General features: G+C 69.4%; 7 protein-coding genes. 3 read left to right on the top strand and 4 right to left on the bottom strand.

From position 1 onward, the window contains the following. Positions 1 to 23: 23 nt before the first annotated feature. The gene (locus ACFVIV_RS15700; protein WP_379196882.1) at positions 24 to 161 is read right to left on the bottom strand and encodes a hypothetical protein; all 138 of its coding nucleotides are present in this window, start codon (positions 159 to 161) and stop codon (positions 24 to 26) included. On the opposite strand from ACFVIV_RS15700, the gene ACFVIV_RS15695 reads away from it, so the two are divergent. Then, positions 108 to 21,974, top strand: a complete 21,867-nt coding sequence (locus ACFVIV_RS15695) for a non-ribosomal peptide synthase/polyketide synthase (protein ID WP_379196880.1) — start codon at positions 108 to 110, stop codon at positions 21,972 to 21,974. The two genes, ACFVIV_RS15700 and ACFVIV_RS15695, sit on opposite strands and share 54 nt — an antisense overlap. Before the next feature lie 57 nt (positions 21,975 to 22,031). Here ACFVIV_RS15695 and ACFVIV_RS15690 read toward each other — a convergent pair whose 3' ends face one another. Beyond that, complete coding sequence (locus ACFVIV_RS15690) at positions 22,032 to 22,313, bottom strand: GNAT family N-acetyltransferase (protein ID WP_379196684.1); 282 nt, start codon at positions 22,311 to 22,313, stop codon at positions 22,032 to 22,034. 509 nt (positions 22,314 to 22,822) lie between these two features. Between ACFVIV_RS15690 and ACFVIV_RS15685 the strand changes: the two genes are divergently transcribed. Next, positions 22,823 to 24,241: a hypothetical protein gene (locus tag ACFVIV_RS15685; protein WP_379196682.1), complete on the top strand. Its 1,419-nt coding sequence runs from the start codon at positions 22,823 to 22,825 to the stop codon at positions 24,239 to 24,241. A 15-nt stretch (positions 24,242 to 24,256) separates the two neighbouring features. Here ACFVIV_RS15685 and ACFVIV_RS15680 read toward each other — a convergent pair whose 3' ends face one another. Beyond that, positions 24,257 to 25,390, bottom strand: coding sequence for a GDSL-type esterase/lipase family protein (locus tag ACFVIV_RS15680; RefSeq protein WP_379196680.1), 1,134 nt, complete (start codon positions 25,388 to 25,390; stop codon positions 24,257 to 24,259). Positions 25,391 to 25,500: 110 nt separating this feature from the next. Between ACFVIV_RS15680 and ACFVIV_RS15675 the strand changes: the two genes are divergently transcribed. Continuing rightward, complete coding sequence (locus ACFVIV_RS15675) at positions 25,501 to 25,974, top strand: MarR family winged helix-turn-helix transcriptional regulator (RefSeq protein WP_379196678.1); 474 nt, start codon at positions 25,501 to 25,503, stop codon at positions 25,972 to 25,974. 1 nt (position 25,975) lies between these two features. Here ACFVIV_RS15675 and ACFVIV_RS15670 read toward each other — a convergent pair whose 3' ends face one another. Then, complete coding sequence (locus tag ACFVIV_RS15670) at positions 25,976 to 26,926, bottom strand: helix-turn-helix transcriptional regulator (RefSeq protein ID WP_379196676.1); 951 nt, start codon at positions 26,924 to 26,926, stop codon at positions 25,976 to 25,978. Positions 26,927 to 26,986 lie beyond the last annotated feature (60 nt).

Raw genomic sequence — 26,986 nt, 5'->3', positions numbered from 1 at the left:
CCTCGACCTCGACCGCCGCCTCGTCATCCCGGCATGCTTTTGGCCGGGATCCACTCGACGCGGATGATGTCGTTGCCGGTGCGGATTCCGGCCAAAAGCGCGTCGGAATGACGGAGGGCGGCGCCCCGCAGACTGGTGCCGCGAAGACTGGTGCCCCGCAGGCTGGTGCCGCGAAGACCCTGGTGGCGCTGTTCGAGGCGCAGGCCGCGCGGACTCCCGACGCGACCGCCGTCAGCTTCGAGGGGACAGCTCTGTCCTATGCCGAGTTCGGCGACCGGGTGCACCGCCTGGCGCGCTGGCTCGTCGAGCGCGGTGTCGGCGCGGAATCATTTGTGGCGCTTGGTATGCGGCGCTCCATCGATCTGGTGGTCGGCATGTACGCCGTGACCGTGGCCGGTGGCGCGTACGTGCCGCTGGATCCGGATCACCCGGCCGAGCGCACCGAATACATCCTGGCCACCGCCGATCCGGTCACCGTGCTGACCTCCGGCGAGGACCTGGAGATCGAGACCGCGCAGGTGCGCATCGACCTGCTGGATCTGTCCAGCTTCTCGGGCGCGCCGCTCACCGATGCGGATCGCCTTGCGCCGCTGCGGGAGTCGAACAACGCCTACGTCATCTTCACCTCCGGTTCGACCGGCCGCCCGAAGGGTGTGGCGGTGCCGCACTCGGCCATCGTCAACCGCCTGGTGTGGATGCAGTCCGCGTACGGGCTCACCGCCGCGGATGTGGTGCTGCAGAAGACGCCGTCCACCTTCGACGTATCGGTGTGGGAGTTCTTCTGGCCGTTGCAGATCGGCGCGCAGCTGGTCGTGGCCAAGCCGGAAGGCCACCGCGATCCGGCGTACCTGGCCGAACTCATCGCCCGCGAAGGCGTCACGGTCACCCACTTCGTGCCGTCCATGCTCGCGGTGTTCGTGGCCGAGCCTGCCGCCGCACAGTGCACCAGCCTGCGCATGGTCTTCGCCTCCGGTGAAGCGCTGTCGCCCAAGCCCGCGCATCGCCTGCGCGAGCTGACCGGGGCCGAACTGCACAACCTGTACGGCCCGACCGAAGCCGCGGTCGACGTCACCTACCACCAGGTCGCCGACACCGATATCGACTCGGTGCCGATCGGCCGCCCGGTCTACAACACCGAGGTCTACGTCCTCGACGCGCGGCTGCGGCCGGTTCCGGTCGGCGTCGCGGGTGAGCTGTACCTGGCGGGCGATCAGCTCGCCACCGGGTACGTGGCACGCCCCGACCTGACCTCGGATCGGTTCGTGGCCAACCCGTTCGGATCGGGCGAGCGCATGTACCGCACCGGCGATCTCGTGGTGTGGACCGCCGACGGCGAGCTCGACTACATCGGCCGCACCGACTTCCAGGTGAAGCTGCGCGGTCTGCGCATCGAGCTCGGCGAGATCGAATCCGCGCTCACCACACTGGATTCCATTGCCCAGTCGGTGGTCGTGGTCCGCTCCGACGTGCACACCGGCGATCAGCTGGTGGCGTATGTCATTGCCGCGCAGGGCCGCAGCGTCGACATCGACGCCGTGCGCGCCGAACTCGGCGAGGCGCTGCCGTCGTACATGGTGCCGTCCATCCTCATGGTGCTCGACGAGTTCCCGCTCAATGCCTCCGGCAAGCTGGACCGCAAGGCCCTGCCCGCCCCGGTGTTCGAGGCCGCGGTCTTCCGCGCCCCGACCACCCCGGTGGAGCAGATCGTCGCGGGGGTCTTCGGCGAGATCCTCGGCCTGAGCCGGGTCGGCCTGGACGACGACTTCTTCGCGCTCGGCGGCAACTCGCTCTCCGCCACCCAGGTGGCGGCGCGCCTGTCCGCCGCACTGGACACCCAGCTGGGCGTGCGCGAGATCTTCGAGGCCGCCACCGTCGCCGCGCTGGCCGCGCGCGCCGAAACCCATTCCGGCGCGGGCACCCGCCTGGCGCTGACCGCGCAGCAGCGACCCGAGCGGCTGCCGCTGTCGCTGGCGCAGCAGCGCATGTGGTTCCTCAACCGGTTCGATCCCGAATCGGCCGTCAACAACATCCCGGCCGCCGTGCGGCTGTCGGGTCTGGTGGACCGCCAGGCCCTGCAGATCGCGGTCGCCGACGTCCTGGCGCGGCACGAGTCGCTGCGCACCCGGTACCCGGAGATCGACGGCCAGGCCTTCCAGGAGATCGTGCCGACCGCCCAGGTCATCCCGGACCTGACGCCGATCGAGATCACCGAAGCCGAACTGCCGCAGGCGCTCTCGCGGCTCATCGGCGCCGGCTTCGACGTCACCGCCGAGGTGCCGTTCCGGGCCGGGCTGTTCGAGATCACCCCCACCGAGCACGTGCTCGCGCTGGTGGTGCACCACATCTCCGGTGACGGCTTCTCCATGCTGCCGCTGACCCGGGATGTCATGACCGCCTACGCGGCTCGCGTCGACGGCGGCGAACCGGCCTGGCAGCCACTGGAAGTCCAGTACGCCGACTACGCGCTGTGGCAGCGCGAGGTGCTCGGCCGCGAGGACGACGAGACCTCGGTCATCGCCCAGCAGATCGCCTACTGGAACCGGACGCTGCGCGGCCTGCCCGAGCAGCTGGACCTGCCGTCGGATCGCCCGCGTCCGGCCGTGGCCTCCGGTCGCGGTGCGGTGCACCACTTCCGGATCGACGGCGACACCCACGCCAAGCTGGCCGAACTGGCGCGCGCCAATGGCACCACGCTGTTCATGGTCGCCCACGCCGCGCTGGCCGCCCTGCTGTCCCGCCTGTCGGGCGAGCAGGACATCGCCATCGGCACCCCGGTCGCCGGTCGTGGCGAGCGCGCGCTGGACGATCTGATCGGCATGTTCGTCAACACCCTGGTGCTGCGGACCCGGATCGACGGCGGCGAATCCTTCACCGATCTGCTGAACTCGGTGCGCGCCACCGATATCGCCGCCTTCGGGCACGCCGACCTGCCGTTCGAGCGCCTGGTGGAGATCCTCAACCCGGCCCGCTCGCAGGCGCGGCATCCGCTGTTCCAGGTCATGCTGTCGTTCCAGAACACCGGACCGGCCGAACTGGAACTGCCGGGTCTGACCGCCAGCGGCGTGGACCTGCGCATCGACACCGCCAAGTTCGACCTGCAACTGGTGCTCACCGAGCAGTCCGCCGTCGCCGACGCGACTGGCAACGGCTCGGCCGCGCCCGCCGGTCTGGCCGCCGAATTCATCTACGCCACCGACCTGTTCGACGCGGCGACCGTCGAGCGCTTCGCCAAGTGGTTCAACCAGTTGCTCAAGGCCGTGGCGCTCACCCCGCACCGCCCGATCGGCGATCTCGCGCTGCTCGATGTCCTCGGGGTGGCGCAGGAGGTCCGCGACTGGAACCTGACCACCATCGATGTGGCGGCAGGGCTGCCCGCCGGCGCCACCGACACGCTGGTGTCGCTGTTCGCGGCTCAGACCGAGCGCACTCCGGACGCTCCCGCCCTCGTCATTCCGGCGCGCTCTTGGCCGGAATCTCGCGATGGATCCCGGCCACAAGCACGCCGGGATGACGAAGGGGTGGCCGGCCGCGATGAGGTCGCGACGGACCGGGAGGTCCTGACCTACGCCGAGTTCGCCGACCGGGTGCACCGCCTGGCCCGGCACCTGGTCGCGACCGGTGTCGGACCGGATTCGCTTGTCGCCCTGGGTATGCGGCGCTCGCTCGACCTCGTGGTCGCCGCGTACGCGGTGCTCGAGGCCGGTGGCGCGTACGTGCCGCTGGACCTGGATCAGCCGGAAGACCGCATCGCCTACGTTCTCGAGACGGCGGCGCCGGTCTGCGTGCTGACCACCACGCGCGACGGCTTCACGGCCGCGGGTGCGGACACGCTCGTCGTCGACGCGCTGGATCTGTCGGAGTACCAGGCTGTTCCGGTCACCGACGCCGAGCGGATCGCTCCGCTGCGGCCGTCCAACGCCGCGTACGTGATCTTCACGTCGGGTTCGACCGGCCGCCCGAAGGGTGTGGCGGTGCCGCACTCGGCGGTGGTGAACCAGATCCGCTGGATCACCACCGAATACGGCATCGACGCCGACGATGTGGTGTTGTTCAAGACGCCGCAGACCTTCGATGTGTCGGTGTGGGAGTTGTTCGGGCCGTTGGCGACCGGTGGTCGCATGGTCGTGGCTACGCCGGATGGTCATCGCGATCCGCAGTATCTGGCGGAGGTGATTGCCGCCGAGCGGGTCACCATGACCTCGTTCGTGCCGTCCATGCTGACCGTGTTCGCGGGCAGTGCGAATGCCGAAGCCCTCGCCTCGCTGCGGGCGCTGCTCGTCGCCGGTGAGGCCTTCACCTCCGACAATGTCGCCGCGTTCCGGCGGATCAGCCCGGCGGAGCTGCACAATCTGTACGGTCCGACGGAGTTCACGGTGCACGCCACGTTCGCGCCGGTCGCGGAGGATGTGCAGGGTGCGGTGCCGATTGGTTTGCCGGTGTGGAATGCGCAGGCGTATGTGCTGGATTCGCGTCTGCATCCGGTGCCGCAGGGTGTCGGGGGTGAGCTGTACCTTGCGGGTGATCAGTTGGCGCGTGGTTATGTCGGTCGTGCGGATCTGACCGCGGATCGGTTCGTGGCCAATCCGTTCGGGACGTCGGAGCGCATGTATCGCACCGGTGACCTGGTGCGGCGGGCCGCTGATGGTTCGATCGTGTATCTGGGTCGCACCGACTTCCAGGTGAAGTTGCGTGGTCTGCGGATCGAGCTGGGTGAGATCGAATCCGCGCTCACCGCACACGATTCCGTCGCCCAAGCCGTCGTCGTCATGCGGTCGGACGACCGCACCGGTGACCGCCTCGTCGGCTACGTCGTGCCGTCCGCCGGCGACATCGACGTGGACGCGCTCAAGGCGCACCTGTCGGCGCAGTTGCCGTCCTACATGGTCCCGGCCGCCTTCGTGGCGCTCGACGAGTTCCCGCTCAATGCCAATGGCAAGCTGGACCGCCGCGCCCTGCCCGAGCCGGAGTTCGAGGCGCGCGAATTCCGCGCCCCGTCCACCCCGGCCGAGGAGATCGTCGCGGGCGTCTTCGCCGAGGTGCTCGGCGTGGACCAGGCCATCGGCATCGACGACGACTTCTTCGAGCTCGGCGGCAACTCGCTCATCGCCACCCAGGTCGTGGCGCGCCTCGGCGCGGCCCTCGACACCCGGGTGCCGGTGCGCGTGCTGTTCGAGGCCCCGACCGTGGCCGCGCTGGCGGCCCGCGTCGAAACCCACTCCGGCAGCGGCGCTCGCCGCGAACTGGTCGCCCAGCAGCGCCCGGCGGAGATCCCGCTGTCGCTGGCGCAGCAGCGCATGTGGTTCCTCAACCGCTTCGACACCGCCTCGGCCGTCAACAACATCCCGATGGCCGTGCGCCTGGCCGGCGAGCTGGACGCCGACGCGCTCATCGCCGCCGTCGGCGATGTGATCGAACGCCACGAGGTGCTGCGGACGGTCTACCCGCAGAACGACGAGGGCCTCGGCGTGCAGGTCATCCTGCCCGCCGACCAGGTCCGGCTGGATCTGGCGCCGGTCACCGTGCCCGAGGCCGAGCTGCGCGAGCGGATCGCCGAGATGGTCCTCACCGGCTTCGACGTCACCGCGGCGGTGCCGGTGCGCGCCGGGCTCTTCCGCGTCGCCCCGGATGGCTCCGGAAATGGGCACAGCGCCGAAGAACCCACGCACGTGCTGGTTTTCGTGGTCCACCACATCTCCGGCGACGGCTGGTCGGTGCGCCCGCTGGCCCGCGACGTCATGGTCGGCTACCTGGCCCGCGCCAATGGCGAAGCCCCGCAGTGGACTCCGCTGCCGGTGCAGTACGCCGACTTCGCGCTCTGGCAGCGCGAAACCCTCGGCTCCGAGGACCAGGCCGACTCGCTCATCTCCCAGCAGGTCGCCTACTGGTCGGACTCCCTCGCAGGCCTGCCCGACCAGATCGACCTGCCCTCGGATCGCCCGCGCCCGGCCGTGGCCTCCAACCGCGGTGGCGTGCACGAATTCGCCATCGACGCCGACCTGCTCGACGGCATGAACGCGCTGGCGCGCGCGCACGGCGCCAGCCTCTTCATGGTCGTGCACGCGGCCTTCGCGGCCCTGCTGGCGCGCCTGTCCGGCGGCGACGACATCGCCATCGGCACCGCCGTCGCGGGCCGCGGCGAAGCCGTACTGGACGATGCCATCGGCATGTTCGTCAACACCCTGGTGCTGCGGACCGCCGTCGACTCGGGCGCGCGGTTCGACGAACTCCTCGCCCGCACCAAGGACACCGACCTGGCCGCCTTCGGCCACGCCGACCTGCCGTTCGAACGCCTGGTGGAGATCCTCAACCCGGCCCGCTCGCAGGCCCGGCACCCGCTGTTCCAGGTCATGCTGTCGTTCCAGAACACCGGCGCGGCCACCTTCACCCTGCCGGGGCTGGAAGTCACGGGCGTGCCGCTGGACGTGGTCACCGCCAAGTTCGACCTGCACCTCAACCTGACCGAACGGGTCGGCGCGGACGGCGCGGTCGAGGGCATGGCCGCCGAATTCGCCTACGCCACCGACATGTTCGACGCGAACACCGTCGCGGGCTTCGCGAACCGCCTGGTGCGCATGCTGAACGCGGTCGTCACCGAACCGGATGCCATAGTCGGCGATATCGAGCTCCTGGATGATCTCGAACGCCGTCGCGTGCTGCGCAATTGGAACGCCACCGAATACGACGTGACCCGGGTGGCCCTGGGCGGCCGCACCGCCGAGGCCGATGTCACGCTCGCGTCCATGTTCGAGGCCCAGGCGCTGACCAGCCCGAACGCGCCCGCGGTCGTCTTCGAGGGGACAGGTCTGTCCTACGCCGAGTTCGCCGCTCGCGTGAACAAGCTGGCCCGCCACCTCATCGCACAGGGCGTCGGACCGGATTCGCTTGTCGCCCTGGGCATGCGCCGCTCGCTCGACCTGGTCGTCGGCATGTACGCGGTCATCGCCGCCGGCGGCGCGTACGTGCCGCTGGATCCGGATCACCCGGAGGAGCGCAACCAGTACGTCCTGGATGTCGCGCAGCCGGTGTGCGTGCTGACGACCGCCCGTGACGGTTTCGAGCTCGATTCCTCTCGTCATCCCGGCGCGCTTCTTGGCCGGGATCCACACGACGCTGGTGTGGATTCCGGCCAAACCCACGCCGGAATGACGGGGGCGGTGCTGCGCATCGACGAGCTGGACCTGTCGGACTACTCCGACGCCCCTGTCGCTGATGTGGATCGCGTTGCCCCGCTGCGCGAGTCGCACACCGCGTACGTGATCTTCACGTCGGGCTCGACCGGCCGCCCCAAGGGCGTCGCGGTCACCCACGCCGCCATCGTCAACCGCCTGGTGTGGATGCAGGCCGAATACGGCCTGTACACCGACGATGTGGTGCTGCAGAAGACCCCCGCCACCTTCGACGTGTCGGTGTGGGAGTTCTTCTGGCCCTTGCAGGTCGGCGCGCAACTGGTGGTCGCCAAGCCGGACGGGCATCGCGACCCGGCCTACCTGGCCGACCTCATCAGCGCGCACGGCGTCACCACCGCGCACTTCGTGCCGTCCATGCTCTCGGTCTTCGTCGCCGAGCCCAAGGCCGCCGAATGCACTTCGCTGCTGCACGTTTTCGCTTCCGGTGAGGCGCTGCCCGCGCCCACCGCGCAGAAGCTCATCGAGCTGACCGGCGCGCAGCTGCACAACCTGTACGGCCCCACCGAAGCCGCGGTCGACGTCACCTTCCACGAGGTCACCGCCGCCGACACGGTCACCGTGCCGATCGGCGCCCCGGTGTTCAACACCCAGGTGTACGTGCTGGATTCGCGCCTGAACCCGGTCCCGGCCGGGGTCCCGGGCGAGCTGTACCTGGCGGGCGTCCAGCTGGCGCGCGGCTATGTCGCGCGTCCGGAACTGACCGCGGATCGCTTCGTGGCCAACCCCTTCACCGCCGGACAGCGCATGTACCGCACCGGCGATCTGGTGAAGTGGACCGGCGCGGGCGAGCTGGAATACCTGGGCCGCACCGACTTCCAGGTCAAGCTGCGCGGTCTGCGCATCGAGCTCGGCGAGATCGAGGCCGCCCTCACCGCCCTGGACGCCATTGCCCAGTCGGTGGTCGTGGTCCGCTCCGACGATCGCCTCGGCGATCAGCTGGTCGGCTACCTCATCCCGGCCGCGGGTCACACCGTGGACCTGGACGCCGTGCGCACCGAACTGCACGACGCGCTGCCCAGCTACATGGTCCCGGCCGCCTTCGTGCTGCTGGAGTCCTTCCCGCTCAATGCCTCCGGCAAGCTGGACCGCAAGGCGCTGCCCGCCCCGGTGTTCGAGGCCAAGGTGTTCCGCGCCCCGTCGACCCCCATCGAGGAGATCGTCGCCAATACCTTCTCCGACGTCCTCGGCGTCGGCCGGGTCGGCCTGGACGACGACTTCTTCGAGCTCGGCGGCAACTCGCTCATCGCCACCCAGGTCACCGCTCGCCTCGGCGCGGCCCTGGACACCCACCTGGCGGTGCGCGATCTGTTCGAAGCCTCCAGCGTCGCGGCCCTGGCCGCCCGCGTGGAGCGCAATGCCGGCTCCGGCCGCACCCGCCCGCGCCTGGTCGCCGGCGAGCGCCCGGACCTGCTGCCGCTGTCCCCGGCGCAGCAGCGCTACTGGTTCCTCAACCAGTTCGACACCAGCACTTCCGCGGTGGACAACATTCCGCTGGCGGTCCGGCTCACCGGCGCGCTCGACCTGAACGCGCTCGAGCAAGCCATCGGCGATGTGATCAGCCGCCACGAGGTGCTGCGCACGGTGTACCCGCGCACCGCCGACGGGCCGCACCAGGTGATCCTGCCCGAATCGCAGACCGATCTGCTGCTGGTCCCCGAGGCGGTGACCGAGGGCGATCTGCTCGGCAAGGTCATCGAATTCGCCATGACCACCTTCGATGTCACCATCGAGGTGCCGCTGGCGGTCAAGCTGTTCCGCATCAGCGATGCCGCCACCGAAGAGCACGTGCTGGCCTTCACCATCCACCACGTCTCCGCCGACGGCTCCTCCATGGGCCCGATGGCGCGCGACATCATGGTCGCCTACGCGGCCCGCGTCACCGGCGAGGCCCCGCTGTGGGCCCCGCCGGCGGTGCAGTACGCCGACTACGCGCTGTGGCAGCGCGCGGTGCTCGGCGACGAGAGCGATCCGGAATCGCTTGCCGCCCAGCAGGTCTCCTACTGGAAGCGGGCCCTGGCGGAACTGCCGGATCAGCTGGAGCTGCCCACCGATCGGCCGCGCCCGCCGGCGCAGTCCTTCCACGGCAAGGCGCTGCGCTTCGATATCGACGCCGACCGCCACGCCAAGCTGCACGAGCTGGCGCGCGCCAATAACGCGTCGCTGTTCATGGTCGTGCACGCCGCGCTCGCGGTGCTGCTGGCGCGCCTGTCCGGCACCGACGACATCGCGGTCGGCACCCCGATCGCGGGCCGCGGCGAACGCGAACTCGACGATCTCATCGGCATGTTCGTCAACACCCTGGTGTTCCGCACCAAGGTGGACGCGAGCCAGACCTTCGCCGACATGCTCGCCGAGGTGCGCGAACGCGACCTGGAAGCCTTCGCCAATGCCGAGGTGCCCTTCGAGCGCCTGGTCGAGGTGCTCAACCCGGTCCGCTCCACCGCGCGCAATCCGCTGTTCCAGGTCGGCCTGTCCTTCCAGAACCTGGCCGAGACCGCCTTCGAACTGCCGGGCCTGCACGTGGCCGCGGTGCAGTTCGAATCGCAGCTGGCCAAGACCGATCTGCACGTGACGCTCTACGACCGGTACGCCGAGGACGGCACCCCGGCCGAGATCCTCACCGAATTCGGTTACGCCACCGACCTGTTCGACGAAGCCACGGTGCGCGCCTTCGCGGACCGGTTCGTGCGGGTGCTGGACGCCATCCTGGCGCAGCCGGGCATTACGGTCGGCGAGATCGATCTGCTCGACGCGGACGAGAACGAGCGAATCCTGCGACGGTGGAACAACACCGCGCAGGACATCGACTCGGTCGTCGACGGCGGATCGCAGGCCACGCTGGTGTCGCTGCTGGACGCCTCCGTCGCCGCCGATCCGAAGTCGGTCGCCATCGTGGCCGATCGGGCCGACGGCGAGCCGGAGTCGCTGACCTACCGGGAGCTCGACGCTCGGGTGAACCAGCTGGCGCGCGAGCTGATCGCGCGGGGTATCGGTGCGGAAGATCGTGTGGCGCTGGCCATCCGGCGCTCCACCGACCTGGTCGTCGCCATGTACGCGGTGGCCAAGGCGGGTGCGGCGTATGTGCCGATCGATCCGGATCAGCCTGCCGAGCGGACCGGCTACATCCTGGAGACCGCTGCTCCGGCGTGCGTGCTCACCACCGCGCGGGACGGATTCGATTCCGACCTCGCCACGGTGCTGCGCATCGACGAACTGGATCTGTCCGCGCATGCGGATACGCCCGTCACCGCCGACGAGCGAGTGCGGGAGCTGACCGCAGCCAACACCGCGTACGTCATCTTCACCTCCGGTTCGACCGGTCGCCCGAAGGGTGTCGCGGTGCCGCACGGTGCCGTGGTGAATCAGTTGCTGTGGAAGATGACCGAATTCGGTCTCGATCCGGCCGATGCGGTGTTGTTGAAGACGGCCGCCACGTTCGACTTGTCGGTGTGGGAGTTCTGGTCGGCTGTCGCGTGTGGTGGTCGCTTGGTTATCGCGACGCCGGATGGGCACAAGGATCCGGCGTACCTGAACGAGCTGATCGCGCGGGAGTGGGTGACCACGCTGCATGTGGTGCCGTCCATGCTCGATGCGTTGCTCACCGACGGGTTGCCGGATTCGCTGTGGCGCATCCTCGCCATCGGTGAGGCGCTGCCCGGTCCGCTGGCGCAGCGGGTGTTGCGAGAGAGCCCGCGTACCGAGCTGTTCAACCTGTATGGCCCGACCGAGGCCGCGGTCTCGATCACCAACCACCGGGTCACCGAAGCCGACGCCGTGTCGGTGTCCATCGGTGCGCCGGAGTGGAACAGCCAGGTCTACGTCCTCGACGCCCGCCTGCGGCCGGTGCCGGTCGGTGTTTCCGGTGAGCTGTACCTGGCCGGTGCGCAGCTGGCGCGTGGTTACTTCGGGCGTGCGGACCTGACTTCGGATCGTTTCGTCGCGAATCCGTTCGACAGCAACGGTTCTCGTATGTACCGGACCGGTGACCTGGTGGCGTGGAATGCCGCCGGTGAGCTGGAGTACCGCGGCCGCACCGACTTCCAGGTGAAGATCCGCGGCTTCCGCATCGAGCTCGGCGATATCGAATCGGCGCTGCTGCGCCGGGACGCCGTCGTCTCCGCCGCGGTTGTCGCGCACAATGATCCGGCACTGGGCGACCGCTTGGTGGCCTACGTCGTCGGCGTCGACGGCGAACTGGACAAGCAGGCGCTGCAGGCCGCACTGGCCGCGGAACTGCCGTCCTACATGGTCCCGTCGGTCTTCATGCAGCTGGATGCGCTGCCGCTGAACGCCAATGGCAAGCTCGACCGCAAGGCGCTGCCGGAGCCCGTCTTCGAGAAGGCGGTCTTCCGGGCGCCCGTCACCCCGATCGAGCAGATCGTGGCCGGCGTGTTCGCCGATGTGCTGCGCGTCGAGGCCGGTCGCATCGGCCTGGACGACGACTTCTTCGCCTGGGGCGGCAACTCGCTGCTCGCCACCCAGGTGGCGGCCCGCCTCGGCGAGGCGCTCAACACCCGGGTGCCGGTGCGCCTGATGTTCGAGGTCTCCACCGTGGCCGCGCTGGCCGCGCGCGTGGAACTGGATGCCGGGGCCGGTGGCCGCAAGGCGCTCACCGCCGCGCCGCGACCGGAGAACATTCCGCTGTCGCTGGCGCAGCAGCGCATGTGGTTCCTCAACCGCTTCGACACCGAATCGGCCGCCTACAACGTGCCCGTCGCGGTGCGGCTGTCCGGCCACCTCGATGTGGACGCGCTGCGCGCCGCCGTCGCGGATGTGGTTGCCCGCCACGAGATCCTGCGGACCATCTACCCGCAGACCGAGACCGGGCCGGTGCAGGTCATCCTGCCGCCGGCGCAGGCCATGCCGGAGCTGCCGGTGCACACCGTCGGCGTCGACGAGGTCGCGGCGGCGGTGCTGGAGCTGACTTCCACCGCCTTCGACGTGACCACCGAGGTGCCGCTGAAGGTCGCGCTGTTCCGCATCGAAGGGGCCCCGGGCGCGTTCGCGCAGCAGGCGGCGGACGACCACAGCGAACTGGACGCGCACGCCGCGGCCTACACCTTCGCGGCGGCCGATCCGTACGCCACGGCCACCTTCGCGGCCATCGATCCGACCGCCATGACCGCTCCGGCCGCCGAATACGTGCTGGCGCTGGTGACCCACCACATCTCCGGTGACGGTTCCTCGGTGGCCCCGCTGACCCGCGACATAATGACCGCGTACGCGGCCCGGTCCATGGGACTGGAGCCCGCGTGGTCGCCGCTCGCGGTGCAGTACGCGGACTACGCCATCTGGCAGCGCGAAATCCTCGGCAGCGAGGACGATTCCGAATCGCTCGCCGCCAAGCAGGTCGCCTACTGGAAGCAGGCCCTGGCCGATCTGCCCGATCAGCTGGATCTGCCCGCGGATCGCCCGCGTCCGGCGGTGCCGTCCTTCCGCGGCGGGAAGGTCGAGGTGCGCATCGACGCCGAGCTGCACCGTCAGCTCGTGGAACTGGCGCGCGCCGAGGGCGCGACGCTGTTCATGGTCGTGCACACCGCGCTCGCGGTGCTGCTGGCCCGCCTGTCCAGCACCGACGACATCGCCATCGGCACGCCGATGGCCGGCCGTGGCGAGGCCGTGCTCGACGACCTCATCGGCATGTTCGTGAACACCCTGGTGTTCCGCAGCCGGGTGGATGTCGGCGAGGCGTTCACCGAACTGCTGGCGCGCCAGCGCGAGACCGACATCCAGGCCTTCGCCAATGCCGATGTGCCGTTCGAGCGCCTGGTCGAGGTGCTCAACCCGGTGCGTTCCACCGCGCGGCACCCGCTGTTCCAGGTGGGCCTGGCCTTCCAGAACCTGGGCCGCACCAGCCTGGAACTGCCGGGCCTGACCGTCTCGGGCGTGGATGACGAGGTCACCACGGCGCAGTTCGACCTGAACCTGATCGTGGGCGACCAGTACGACGAGAACGGTGCGCCCGCGGGCATCATCGGCAACTTCGTCTACGCGACCGATCTGTTCGACGAGTCGACCGTCGCCGTGTTCGCGCAGCGCCTGCTGCGCGTGCTCACCGCCGTGGCCGCGCAGCCGCAGCGGCCGGTCGGCGAGATCGACCTGCTCGACGCGGCCGAGACCTCGCGAATGCTGGTGGACTGGAACGACTCTCGCCACGAGATCGCTCCGGAGCTCCTGCTCGACGGCTACCGTCGCGCGGTCGCGCAGTACCCCGACAAGACCGCCGTCGTCTACGAGGGCGCGTCGCTGACCTACGCCGAGTTCGACGAGCGGGTGAACAAGCTCGCGCGCCTGCTCATCTCGCAGGGCGTCGGCGCGGAATCGCTGGTGGGCTTGGCCATTCGCCGGTCGCTGGACCTGGTGGTCGGCATGTACGCCATCGTCACCGCCGGCGGCGCGTGGGTGCCGCTGGATCCGGATCACCCGGCCGAGCGCATTGCCCACATCCTCGACACCGCGCAGCCCGCATGCGTGCTCACCACCACGGCGGATGCGGTCGAGGTGCCCGCGGGCATCGACCTGCTGCACCTGGATACCGTTGCGCTGGAAGAGTTCTCGGGTGAGCCGGTGACGGCCGCCGAGCTGCTGCGCCCGCTGCGCGCGGACAACCCGGCGTACGCCATCTTCACCTCGGGCTCCACCGGTAAGCCCAAGGGTGTGGCGATCACCCACGGCGCCATCCACAACCAGACGGAGTGGATGCTCGCCGAGTACCCGATGGGTCCGGAGGACGTCTACTTCCAGAAGACGGCCACCACCTTCGACGTGTCGCTGTGGGGCTACTTCATGCCGCTGCGGGCGGGCTCGACCTTGGTCGTGGCCACCCACGACGGTCACCGCGACGCCGACTACATCGCGGAAACCATTGCGGCGCAGGGCGTGACGGTCACCGACTTCGTGCCGTCCATGCTCACCGTGTTCGCGACCCACACCACGCCGGGCGCGCTGCCGACCCTGCGCGACGTGTTCGTCATCGGTGAGGCGCTGCCGCCGGAGACCGTCACCCAGGTGCTGGCGCTCGGCGACGGCATCAAGGTGCACAACCTGTACGGCCCCACCGAGGCCACGGTGTCCATCACCTACTGGCAGGCCGACGGTTCCGACACCCGGACCACGCCGATCGGCGTGCCGCAGTGGAACAGCACCGTGTACGTGCTGGATTCGCGCCTGCGGCCGGTCCCGGCCGGGGTGCCGGGCGAGCTGTACCTGGCCGGTGACCAGCTGGCGCGCGGCTACGTGCGCCGCCCGGACCTCACCTCGGATCGCTTCGTGGCCAACCCGTTCGAGCCGGGTGCGCGCATGTACCGCACCGGCGACCTCGTGGTCTGGCGGAGCGCGAGCGAGGGTCGCCCGCAGCGGCTGGAGTACATCGGCCGCACCGACTTCCAGGTGAAGTTCCGCGGTCAGCGCATCGAGCTCGGCGAGATCGAGACCGCGCTGCTGGCGCAGCCCGCGGTCAGCCAGGCCGTGGCGCTGGTGCTGCCCACCTCGCTCGGCGATCAGCTGGTCGCCTACGCGGTGCCCGCGCCGGGGTACTCGATCGATCAGGAGTCGCTGCTCGAGGCCGTCGGCGAGACGCTGCCGACCTACATGGTCCCGGCCGTGATCGTCGCGCTCGACGCCTTCCCGCTCAACACCAGCGGCAAGCTCGATCGCAAGGCGCTGCCCGAGCCGGTCTTCGCCGCCCGCGAATTCCGCGCTCCCACGGGCGAAGTCGAGATCGCCATCGCCGGGGTCTTCGCCGAGGTGCTCGGCGTGGAACGCGTCGGCGCGGACGACGACTTCTTCTCCCTCGGCGGCAACTCGCTGCTGGCCACCCAGGTGGCGGCGCGCCTCGGCGCGGCGCTGGACACCCGGGTGCCGGTGCGCGCCCTGTTCGAGGTCTCCACGGTCGCCGGTCTCGCCGCGACCCTGGCTCCCGATGCGGGAACCGGTGGCCGCCGGGCCATTACCGCGCAGGAGCGGCCGGAGAACCTGCCGCTGTCGCTGGCGCAGCAGCGCATGTGGTTCCTCAACCAGTTCGACACCGCCTCGGCGGCCTACAACGTGCCCGTCGCGGTGCGCCTCACCGGCGAACTCGACGTGGACGCGTTGCAGCAGGCCGTCTACGACGTGGTCGACCGGCACGAGACCCTGCGCACCGTGTACCCGCAGCGCGACGGCGCGGCCGTGCAGGTGATTCTGGCCGCCGCCCAGGCGGTTCCGGATCTGACGCCGGTCCCGGTGGCCGCGGCCGAACTGCGCGACCGCGTGGCGGCCCTGGTCACCACGGGCTTCGACGTGACCGGCGAGGTGCCCCTGCGCGCCACGCTGTTCCGTGTCGAAGACGCGCAAAGCGCTGGGGTGGAGGACGCCGAAAACGCCGAATACGTCCTGGTATTCGTCGCCCACCACATCAGCGCGGACGGCTGGTCCATGGGCCCGCTCACCCGCGACGTCATGATCGCGTACGCGTCCCGTGCCCACGGCTCGGCGCCCGCCTGGGAACCGCTGCCGGTGCAGTACGCCGACTACGCCATCTGGCAGCGCGCGGCGCTCGGCTCGGAAGAGGATCCGCAGAGCCTGATCTCGGCGCAGGCGCAGTTCTGGCAGCAGGCCCTCGCGGACCTGCCCGACGAGCTGAACCTGCCCTCGGATCGCCCGCGTCCCGCGGTGCAGTCCTTCCGCGGCGGCCGGGTGCTGTTCCCGATCGATCAGCAGCTGCACCGCGGCCTGAAGCGGATCGCCCGCGAGGAGGGCGCGACGCTGTTCATGGTCGTGCACACCGCGCTGTCGGTCTTCCTGGCGCGCCTGTCCGGCACCGACGACATCGCCATCGGCACGCCGATCGCGGGTCGCGGTGAGGCCGAACTCGACGGCCTGATCGGCATGTTCGTGAACACGCTGACGCTGCGCACCAAGGTCGAGGGCGGCGCCTCCTTCCGGGAGCTGCTGGCCGCGAACAAGGACAGCGATCTGCGGGCGTTCGCGCACGCGGACATTCCGTTCGAGCGCCTCGTCGAGGTGCTCAACCCGGAGCGGTCCACGGCTCGCCATCCGCTGTTCCAGGTGGCGCTGTCGTTCCAGAACCTGCCCGACAGCAGCTTCGAACTGCCCGGCCTGAAGGTCGCGGCCGTCGACTTCGACGTCGAGACGGCCAAGTTCGACCTGATGCTGACCGTGCAGGAGGCCGAGGCCGAGTCCGACGCCGGTATGCACGCCGAATTCGGTTACGCCCGTGACCTGTTCGACGAGGACACCATTCAGGTGTTCGCGCAGCGGTTTACCCGCCTGCTGGGCGAGATCGTGGCGCAGCCGCGCACGGCCGTCGGCGATCTGGAGATCCTGGCGGCCGGCGAGCGCACCGATCTGACCGCCCGCACCGGCGGTCCGGCCGTCGCGCCGCGGGTGCTGCCCGAGCTCATGGCCGAGGCCGTCGCCGCCAACCCGGTGGGCGAGGCCGTGGCCTTCGACGGGCAGGCGCTCGGCTATGCCGAACTCGACGCGGCATCCTCGCGTCTGGCGCGCATGCTCATCGAGCGTGGCGCCGGACCGGAAACCCGTGTCGCCGTCGCCATCAAGCGCTCCTTCGAGTCCGTGCTCGCGGTCTGGGCCGTGGCCAAGTCCGGTGCGGCCTTCGTGCCGGTCGATCCGTCCTACCCGGCGGATCGCATCGCGCACATGGTCAATGACTCCGGCGCGGTGCTCGGCCTGACCGTCGAGGCCGAACTCGAGGGCCTGCCGCCGGTCAAGAGCCTGGCCGGGTGGATCTCCCTGGACGATCCGATGGTCATCGCCGAGGTCGAATCGCATTCGGCCGCACCGGTCACCGATGCGGAGCGCTGGGCGCCGATCCGGCCCGAGCACGTCGCGTACGTGATCTACACCTCCGGCACCACCGGCATGCCCAAGGGCGTCGTGGTCACCCACTCCGGCCTGGCCAACTTCAGTGCCGAGCAGGTCGAGCGCTACGGCCTCGACTCCGCCTCGCGCGCACTGCACTTCGCCTCGCCGTCGTTCGACGCGTCGGTGCTGGAGTACCTGCTGGCCATCGGCTCCGGTGGCACCCTGGTGGTCGTCCCGCCGGGCGTCTACGGCGGCGACGAGCTGTCGGATCTGATCAAGCGCGAGCGGGCCACGCACGCCTTCATCACCCCGGCGGCGCTGGCCACCTTCGACGCCAAGGGCCTCGACAGCCTGCGGGTGCTGGTCGCCGGTGGCGAGGCGGTGCCCGCCGATCTGGTCGCCAAGTGGGCGATTCCGTTGGCGGACGGCACTGTTCGCGCCTTCCACAATGGTTACGGCCCGACCGAGACCACGATCATGACCAACATCAGCGATGCGCTGCTGCCGGGCGATCTGGTCACCATCGGCGCACCGGTGCGCGGTATGCAGTCGCTGATCCTGGACGCGCGCCTGCGGCCGGTTCCGGTCGGCGTGGCGGGTGAGCTGTACCTGTCGGGTATTCAGCTGGCGCGCGGCTACCATGACCGGCCGGGTCTGACCGCGGATCGGTTCGTCGCGAATCCGTTCGCGGCGGGTGAGCGCATGTATCGCACCGGTGACGTGGTTCGCTGGACTCCCGCCGGTGAGGTGGAGTATGTGGGCCGCAACGACTTCCAGGTGAAGGTGCGCGGCTTCCGCATCGAACTCGGCGAGATCGACGCCGCGCTGGCGTCGTTCGAGACGGTCGACTTCGCGGTCACCGTGGGCCACAAGACCGAGGCGGGCGCGACCATCCTGGCCGCGTACGTGCTGCCGGTCGCGGGCCGCTCCATCGATATCGCCGCTCTGACAGAGCATGTCGCGGGCCGCCTGCCGGAATACATGGTGCCGACGGCCATTACGGTCCTCGACGCCATTCCGCTGACCCCGGTCGGCAAGCTGGATCGCCGGGCGCTGCCCGAACCGGTGTTCACCGCTCGCGATTTCCGGGAGCCGGTCACCGAGCTGGAGGCGACCCTCGCCGAGGTCTTCGCCGATGTGCTGGGGCTGGAGCAGGTCGGTGCGGACGATTCGTTCTTCGCGCTCGGCGGCGACTCCATCCTGTCGATTCAGCTGGTATCGCGGGCCAAGGCGCGCGGCATCGTGTTCACCCCGCGCGATGTGTTCGAGCGGCGGACCGTCGCGGGGCTGGCCGAGGTGGCCGCGCTCGGCGGCGAAACCCAGGTGCAGCAGCTGGAAGAGCTGCCGGGTGGTGGTGTCGGCGACATTCCGCTGACGCCGATCATGCACGCCATCCTGTCGAGCGGCTCGTCCTACGATCGCTTCTCGCAGACCATGGCGCTGCGCCTGCCGGAGAACATCGACCGGGACGCGCTGGTCGGCGCCATTGCGGCGGTCTTCGACCACCACGATGTGCTGCGAACCCGACTGCGCGGCAACGCATCCGAGGGCTTCGAATTCGAGGCGCTCGCGCGCGGGGCCGTGGATGTGGACGCCCTGGTGCATCGGGTCGACCTGCCCGCCGACATCTCCGACGAGGAGCTGGCGCGTCTGGGCACCGTCGAATTCGACGCCGCCCTGGGACGTCTCGATCCGGCGAATGCCGCCATGGTGCAGTTCGTGTGGTTCGCCTTCGATGGAACGCGCCGCGACGTGCTGCTCATCGTCGGCCACCACATGGTCGTGGACGGCGTCTCCTGGCGCATCCTCATTCCGGACCTGGGCCTGGCCTGGTCGCAGCTGGCCTTCGGGCAGCCGGTGGCCCTGCCCGAGAACGGCACCTCCATGCGGCGCTGGGCGCACGCCCTCGTCGAGGAGGCCCGCGCGCCGGAACGCGTTGCGGAGCTGCCGTTCTGGAAGAAGGTCGTGGAGACCCCGGATCCGCTGCTCGGCTCCCGGGCCTTCGATCCGGCCGTCGACACCTTCGCCACCGTGGAGCGGGTCGAGGTCACGGTGCCGGCCGATGTGACCGATGCCGTGCTCACCTCGATTCCGGGGCTGTACCGCGGCGGCGTCAATGACGGTCTGCTGGCGGCGCTGGCCCTGGCCGTCGCACGCTGGCGCGGCGAGACCACCGGCAGCGCGGCGCTGTTCAAGCTCGAGGGTCACGGTCGTGAAGAGGACGTCGTCCCGGGTGCGGATCTCTCGCGCACCGTGGGCTGGTTCACCGCGGCCTTCCCGGTGCGCCTTGACCTGCACGGCGCCGATCTGGCCGATGCCTTCGACGGCGGAAAGACGCTGGGCGACATCGTCAAGTCGGTCAAGGAGCAGCTGCTGGCGGTGCCCGACAAGGGTCTCGGCTACGGCATGCTGCGCTACCTGAACCCGGAGACGGGCGCGCAGCTGCGCGACGCCGGCCAGATCAGCTTCAACTATCTGGGCCGCGTCTCCGCCGGCGAAGTGCCCGAGGACCTGGCCGAAATCGGCTGGACCCCTGCGGACGACCTGGGCCGCCTGGATGCCGAGATGGACGCGGACATGCCCGCGAACGCCGTCATCGACATCAATGCCATCGCCACCGACGGCGCGGACGGCCCGCAGCTGGGCGCGGCCTTCGCCTACCCGGCCGGCCTGCTGGACCGGGAACAGGTGCAGCGCTTCGCCGACCTGTACGTGGAGGCGCTGACCGCGCTGGCCCGCCACGCCCGGCGCTCCGACGCCGGCGGCTTCACGCCGTCGGATATGGCGCTGGTCAAGGTGACTCAGCCGGATCTGGATGGGTGGGAGCGGTCCTACCCGGCCATGACCGAGGTGTGGCCGCTGTCGCCGCTGCAGTCCGGTCTGCTCTTCCACGCGATGCTCACCCAGCACACCGTGGACGTCTACACCATTCAGGCCGTGCTGGACCTGGGCGGACAGGTGGACGTGGAGCGGCTGCGCGCAGCCGGGCAGGCCATCGTGGACCGGTATCCGTCGCTGCGGACCGCCTTCGTCACCGATTCCAGCGGGCAGGCGCACCAGATCGTGCTGGACAAGGTGGAAGCGCCGTTCCGATTGGTGGACCTCACCGATCTCCCCGCGGCGGACCGCAATCCGCGCATGCGGGAGCTCATTGCCGAGGACCGGGCCGATCACTTCGACCTGGCCACCGCGCCGCTCATGCGGTTCAACCTGTTCAAGATCGACGACGAACAGTGGCACCTGGTCATCACCACCCACCACATCCTGGTGGACGGCTGGTCCATGCCGCTGCTCATGCGCGATCTGCTGGTGCTGTACGCGGTGCGCGGCGATGTCTCGGCGCTGCCGCGCGTCGCCTCCTACCGCAACTACCTGGCCTGGCTGGCCGGGCGGGACCGGGCGGAATCGCTGAAGGCCTGGACTCGTTCGCTCTCCGGCGTTTCCGAGCCCACCCAGCTCGCGCCCGCCGCCCGCAAGGACGAGCAGTACGAGGTGGGCCGCCACGCCCTGGAGATCGACGCCGAACGCACCCGCCAGCTGACCAAGCGCGCCGCCGAACTCGGCATCACGGTCAACACGCTGATGCAGACGGCGTGGGCCATCCTGGTGGGCCGCCTCACCGGCCGCGGCGACGTGGTCTTCGGTGCGACGGTCTCCGGCCGCCCCGCCGACCTGCCGGGCGTGGAGTCCATGGTGGGCCTGTTCATCAATACGGTGCCGGTGCGCATTCGCGTCGACGACCGCCTCACCATCGAGGGTTTGCTGGAGCGCGTTCAGCGTGAACAGGCCGATCTGCTGGATCACCACTACATCGGCCTCACCGAGATCCAGCAACTGGTCGGCGCCGGTTCGGAATTCGACACCCTCGTGGTGTTCGAGTCCTACCCGGTCGACAAGGACGCCATCGCGGCCGCCAGCTCCATCGACGGCATGTCGGTGAGCGGCGTCGGCATCAACGACGACACCCACTACCCGATGACGCTGGTGGTCATGGCCTCGGAGACCATCGAGGTCTCCATGCGCTACCTCGACTCCCGCTTCACCGCGGAAGAGGTGGAAACCCTGGCCGCCCGCCTCGACCGGGTCCTGGACGCCCTGCTCGGCGAACCGTCGAGCCTGGTCGGTGACATCGATATCCTCGACGCCACCGAGCGCGCCCGCATCCTCGCCGAATCCGCTGTCACCCCGGCTGATTCGACCGTGGAACCCGCCCGCGTCGGCGCCCGCACGGTAGCCAACGTGCTGGCCGAGGTCGTCGAAGAGGATCCGCAGGCCCCCGCCCTGCTCGACGACGGCCAGGAGCTGGCCTACCACGTCCTGGACCGCCGCTCCTCCCAGCTGGCCCGCCTCCTCATCGACCGCGGCGCGGGCCCCGGCGACATCGTCGCCGTGGCCCTCCCGCGCTCCGCCGATGCGGTAGTGGCCGTCTGGGCCATCCAAAAGGCAGGCGCCGCAGCCCTGTTCGCCGAAGGCATGTCCTTCGGCGACATCCTCGCCGCCGGCGCCGGCTTCGGCATCGCCCAGGAACCGGCCGCCAGCTCCGTCCGCTGGCTGGTCCCCTCCGACCCGAAGGTCCAAGCCGACCTGTCCACCCGCCCCGCCCACCCGGTCACCTACACCGACCGCGTCCGCCCCCTGACCGAGGCCGACCCGGCCTTCGTCTACCGGACCTCCGACGGCACCTGGGCCACCCTCACCCAGACCGAGGCCCTGGACCGCGCGACCACTCTGCGCACGGACAACGACGTGGACTACGAGTCGACCACCTTCACCACGGCCGCCACCGGCCCCGCCGCCATCGACGAATTCCTGGTCGCCGCAACGGCAGGAGCCCTCTCGGTCCTCCCGACCGGCGATGTGGAAGCAGACCTCGACGAGGGCGAGGTAACCCACTGGTTCACCGCCCCCGGCGAACCGACGGACGCCGCCGGCGACGGGGTGAGAATCGTGCCCAGCGCCTAGGCGAATGTGCGGATGCCGGGGTTCCGAAGCGAACCCCGGCATCGATCACCACAATTCCTATGCGGCGGTGGCTGGTTCGGGCAGGTGTGCCGCAACCATCTCCGAGTCGACCTGCCACCCGAGTGTTCGGTACAGGTGACGTCCTTCGACGGTGCTGACCAAGACCGCGGTCGTCGCGCCATGAGCCGCGGCGACCGTGCGAAGCTCGTCCATCACCACCCGCCCCAGCCCGCGCCGCCGATGATCCGGTTCGGTCACAACCTGATCCATCACCGCCGTATCGCCGTGCACCGCGACCAGACCGCGCGCGGCGTGTGCGCCGTCCTCCCGGCGAACCACGACCTCATGAAACCCGCGCTCGGCCACGACTTCACTCGAATACCCTGCGGGCGCGGGGATTCGAGCATCCCCGCCCGTGACCGGAACGCTCATCAAATACTCGGGTTCGCCAACCTGCCACGCCGAGTCCAATAGCGGCAGCACCTCATCTCGGCGCCCACATACCTTGAGCCACGTCCCCGGCTCGGTCAACGACTCCGCCCGCCGCCGCACCGACGCCGTCCCGGTCAGCACGAACCGAACCCGATGCCCGTGTTTCCCCACATCGATACGAAATCCATCGGGCTCCGCCACCGGTTCCCCGGTATCCCTGCACAACGACCATCCCCACACCCAGCCCCGTACCCGTTCCTCAACCAGCTTCATAGGTTCGATATCTACCGGCGGCCACGGATGCTGTCATGTCCCGACTGCCATTCCCGGCTACTCACACCGGATGTGCGTGCACGGGCGGATTCGGGTAGTGGACTACTGGGGCCGGGAGCGGGTTCGGCACGCAGGCTGGGGTTGTGGATCAAATACTGTATTGGAATGCGGTGGCCTTGGAGTCGGATCGCATGGCGCACACCGAGATCAAACCCGTGGAGCGGGGGGTGCGCGGGCCGGTTGGGAGTTCGCGGGCGCTCGCTATCACGCATCTGGCCATGCATGACGCCTACTTCAGCATTATTGGTGCGGCGCATGGGACTTGGCTGACGAATCCGCCGGTGGCGGCCAATGGGGCCTCGTTCGATGCCGCTATTGCTGTGGCTGCGCATACGACGTTGACCGCGTTGTATCCGGCGCAGACGGCGCGGTTGGATAAAGCGTTGCGGGAGGCCGGGTTGCATGGGCCGGGAACCGGGCGGGGTGGGGCGCACGGGCAGGCCGTGGGGGCGGCGGTGCTGAAGGTGCGAAGGGGGGATCCGGGGTTGGATGATCACGATTATGTGCCCGATGTGGGTGCGCCGAATCATCGGCCGGATCCGGTCAATTCGAAGCAGGGGCACTATGCGCCGCATTATGGGGCGCGGGCTCGATGTTTTGCCGTGACCAGCAGGTATACCCTCGATCCGCCGCCCAAGGGGAATGATCCGCGGTATTTGGCGGCCTTGCGGGAGGTGCGGGGTAAGGGGATCGCGCCGGAACCTGTTGTGGGGCTGCCCTCCGGGGTCGCCGGGCGTACTGCGGATGAGACGCTGATCGGCGTTTATTGGGCGTATGACGGGGCCAAGCAGTTGGGGACGCCGCCTCGGCTGTACAACCGGATCGTGCGTGAGATCGCGGGTGCTCGCGGTAATGACGTCGAGCAGAATGCTCGGCTGTTCGCGCTGGTCAATGCGGCGCTCGCGGATGCGGGGATTCTGTGCTGGGACGACAAGTATCGGCACAATCTGTGGCGGCCGATTCTCGGGATACGCGAATACGATCCGTCCATGGGGCCGGATGCGAGTCCGGGGCACGGGCTGGATCCGGATTGCGATCCGTTCTGGCAGCCGTACGGGGCGCCGCGTAGCAATGAGATCGCCTTCAACTTCACCCCGCCTTTTCCGGCCTATCCGTCGGGGCATGCCACCTTCGGCGCGGCGGCCTTGCAGATCGTCCGGCGCTTCTATGGCGTGCATGCCGACGGGCCCGACAATCTCACCGACGGAATGGGTTTCGTGTCCGAGGAACTCAATGGGAGCACGTCCGACAACTACGGCGTGGTGCGCAGCCGGCACAGCCGGAAGTTCCCGGGCGGGCTGTGGCAGATGATGGAGGAGAACGGCCGGAGCCGAGTATTCCTCGGCGTGCACTGGTCGTTCGACGCCTTCGCCGCCGATTCCACGGGTGGGATGGACCTTTCGCAGAACGTCGGCGGGGTGCGGCTCGGGCGGGATGTGGCGAACGACCTGTGGACGAACGGGCTGAAGCAGGCGGCGGGGGCCGGGCCCAGGCTGGCCTGAACCCGGGGGGACGGATCAGTGCAGGGCCGCGGCGACCAAGGCGAGATTCACGGACTCGGCAATGGCGCGATGACCGTCGTCATCGAGATGCATGCCGTCACTGTCGAATTCGGGGCGGATGAAGTCCGGGCGGTCCGGGTCCTCGACGGCGGCGGCGACATCGAAGACGGCGTCGAAGACATCGGTGGTGCGGAGCCAGGCATTGAGCTCGCGGCGGACCGGAATGCCCTCGGCCACATTCAATCCCGGGTAGATGGCCCCCGCGAACGGGCCGATGGTATTGATGTAGATCGGCAGGCCCGCATCATGCGCCCGGCGTGCCAGCTCGGTGTAGCCGGCGATCATGTCCGCGGCGGTCGCGGTGGTCTCGCCCAGGATCAGGTCATTGATCCCGAAGTTGGCCCACACGGCCCGCACGCCGGGCACCGACAGCACATCCCGCTCGAACCGCGACAGCCCGTGCTCGCCGACCTGATCGGTGAGCAAACGGTTGCCGCCGATGCCCTGATTCACCGCCCAGCCGTGCTCCAGCCGCGCATTGAGCCGATCCACCGACCGCCGGTTCGCGCCGTGCGTGGAACCGACCCCCTCGAACCAGGAGTCACCGAAGGCGACCAGTACCGGAGCATCGCCGTCGACGAGGACGTCGATGCCGGTCAGGAAGAAGCGCGAGGTGGTCTCCTCGGCGTCGGGCAGGGCAGCGTCGCCCGTCCGATCGCCATCCACGATCCAGCCGGTCTCCACCGGCATGTGCGCGAACGCCGGAAAACCGGTCCGCTCCGGCAGATACAGGCTCACCGCCAGTTCCGCGCCCGCCGGCACCGCCAGCTCGACCGGATCGCTGACGATATCGCCGTATGCCGCGACCTTGGCCTGCGCGGAGCCGTCGAACAGCACCGGGGTATCGGTCTCGCGCACAATCGCGCTCCCCGCCGCGCGCACCGCGATGCGGACCGCGCCGAGCACCAGCTCCTCCGCCGAGTACCGATTCGTCAACCGCACCCGCAGCCGGGATCCGCCGCCCGCCACCCGCACGACCTGCCGAATCGTCTCGTCGCCGAAGCCGCGCGGCTCGGCCAGCCGGATCTCCTCGGCCGGATTCACCAGCGGCGCACGGAAACCCGCCACCCACTGCTGCTGCGTCGTCATCGGGACCTCCATTTAGTTGCTATGCGGAATATTGCGATGACAAAAAGATACTCCATTTGTTCCGCGTGTCAACTATCCCCGGTGCAAACGATTGGTTTAGGCTGCTCAGCGTGGATCCCAAGCATCTCTTCGACGACCCCCGGCTCACCGCGGTCGGCATTCTCTTCGAGGCGCACGACGGCGTGGTGGCCCGCCTCGAACCCACGTGGAAGGACAATGGGCTCTCCGGTCTCGACCTGAATGCCCTTATGCGCCTGAGCCGTTCGCCCGGCCGCAAACTCCGCATGACCGATCTGGCCGTGCAGACCAGCCTCTCCACCAGCGGCGTCACCCGGCTGGTCGACCGCCTGGAACGCAACGGCTTCGTCCGCCGCGAACCCGATCCCCGCGATCGCCGCAGCTCGTACGCGGTCCTGACGGCAGCCGGCGCGACCCGCGTGGCCCGCATCCTGCCCGCCTATCTGGAGGGTGTGGAGCGCTGGTTCACCGGCCTGTTCACGCCCGCCCAGCTCGACGACCTCATTGCCGCGCTGCGCGTGGTTCGCGATACCACCAATCCCGAGGCCACCCACACCTCGGACTGAGTCAGCGGGTGGCGCGGTCCAGTCGGACCGAGATCTCGCGGATGCGCTCGACGAGCTCCGGCGGCTCCTCGACTCGGAAGTCGAAGCCGAAAACGCCTAGATAGAAGGCGATTTCGTCGAGCGAGTTGGCGCCGGTGTGCAGGATGCAGCTGTGCTCGTCGACGGCCTCGATGGCGCCCACCGTGGGTGCGATGCGTTCGGCGGCCCGCTCGGCCGAGGCATGCAGGGTGACGCGGGCGCGGTAGTGGTACGGGGCCGACGAGATGGCCTGGGACACAAAGGATGCGAGGTCCGTGGCCGGGGCCTCGCGCGGGGTGAAGCGCGGGCCGGTCGGAATCTTCGGCGTGAGCCGGTCCACGCGATAGGTACGCCAGTCGTCGCGATCCACATCCCAGGCGATGAGATACCAGCGGCGGCCGGTGTGCACGAGCTTGTGCGGTTCGGCGGTGCGGCGGCTGGAATCGCCTGTGTGCGTGCGGTAGTCGAACCGCAGCCGATGACGGTCGCGAATGGCCGCCGCGATGGCGGTGAGGGTTTCCGGATCGACCACCGGCCCGCCCGCGGGCAGGGCGACCGTGGCCGATTCCAGGGCCGACACCCGATGCCGCAGCCGGGACGGCAGGACCTGCTCGAGCTTGGCGAGGGCGCGCAGGGAACTCTCCTCGATACCCGCGATGGTGCCGCCCGCGGCGGTGCGCAGACCCATGGCCACGGCAATCGCCTCGTCGTCGTCCAGCAGCAGCGGGGGCAGCTGCGCGCCCGCACCGAGCCGATAACCGGCCGCACCCGCGACGGCATGCACCGGATAGCCCAGATTGCGCAGCTTCTCGATATCGCGGCGCACGGTGCGGATATCGACGTCGAGGCGTTCGGCCAGGTCGGCGCCGGACCAGTCGCGCGGGGTCTGCAACAGCGACAGCAGCTTCAGAAGTCGAGCCGAGGTTTCCAACACGGGAAATATTCTGCCGGAAAGCTAGGGCAGAGCCTGTCCTAGGTGCTTCCTATCGTGAAA

The organism is Nocardia sp. NPDC127526 (assembly GCF_042672265.1).
GTDB lineage: Bacteria > Actinomycetota > Actinomycetes > Mycobacteriales > Mycobacteriaceae > Nocardia.
The sequence above is the reverse complement of the archived record's forward strand: the minus strand, read 5'-3'. Positions and strand labels throughout refer to the sequence as shown.

Excerpts from the sequence above, each read along its gene's own strand:
- ACFVIV_RS15695 (WP_379196880.1), top strand. The coding sequence starts at position 108 with ATGACGGAGGGCGGCGCCCCGCAGACTGGTGCCGCGAAGACTGGTGCC.
- ACFVIV_RS15680 (WP_379196680.1), bottom strand. The coding sequence starts at position 25,390 with ATGACGACGCAGCAGCAGTGGGTGGCGGGTTTCCGTGCGCCGCTGGTG.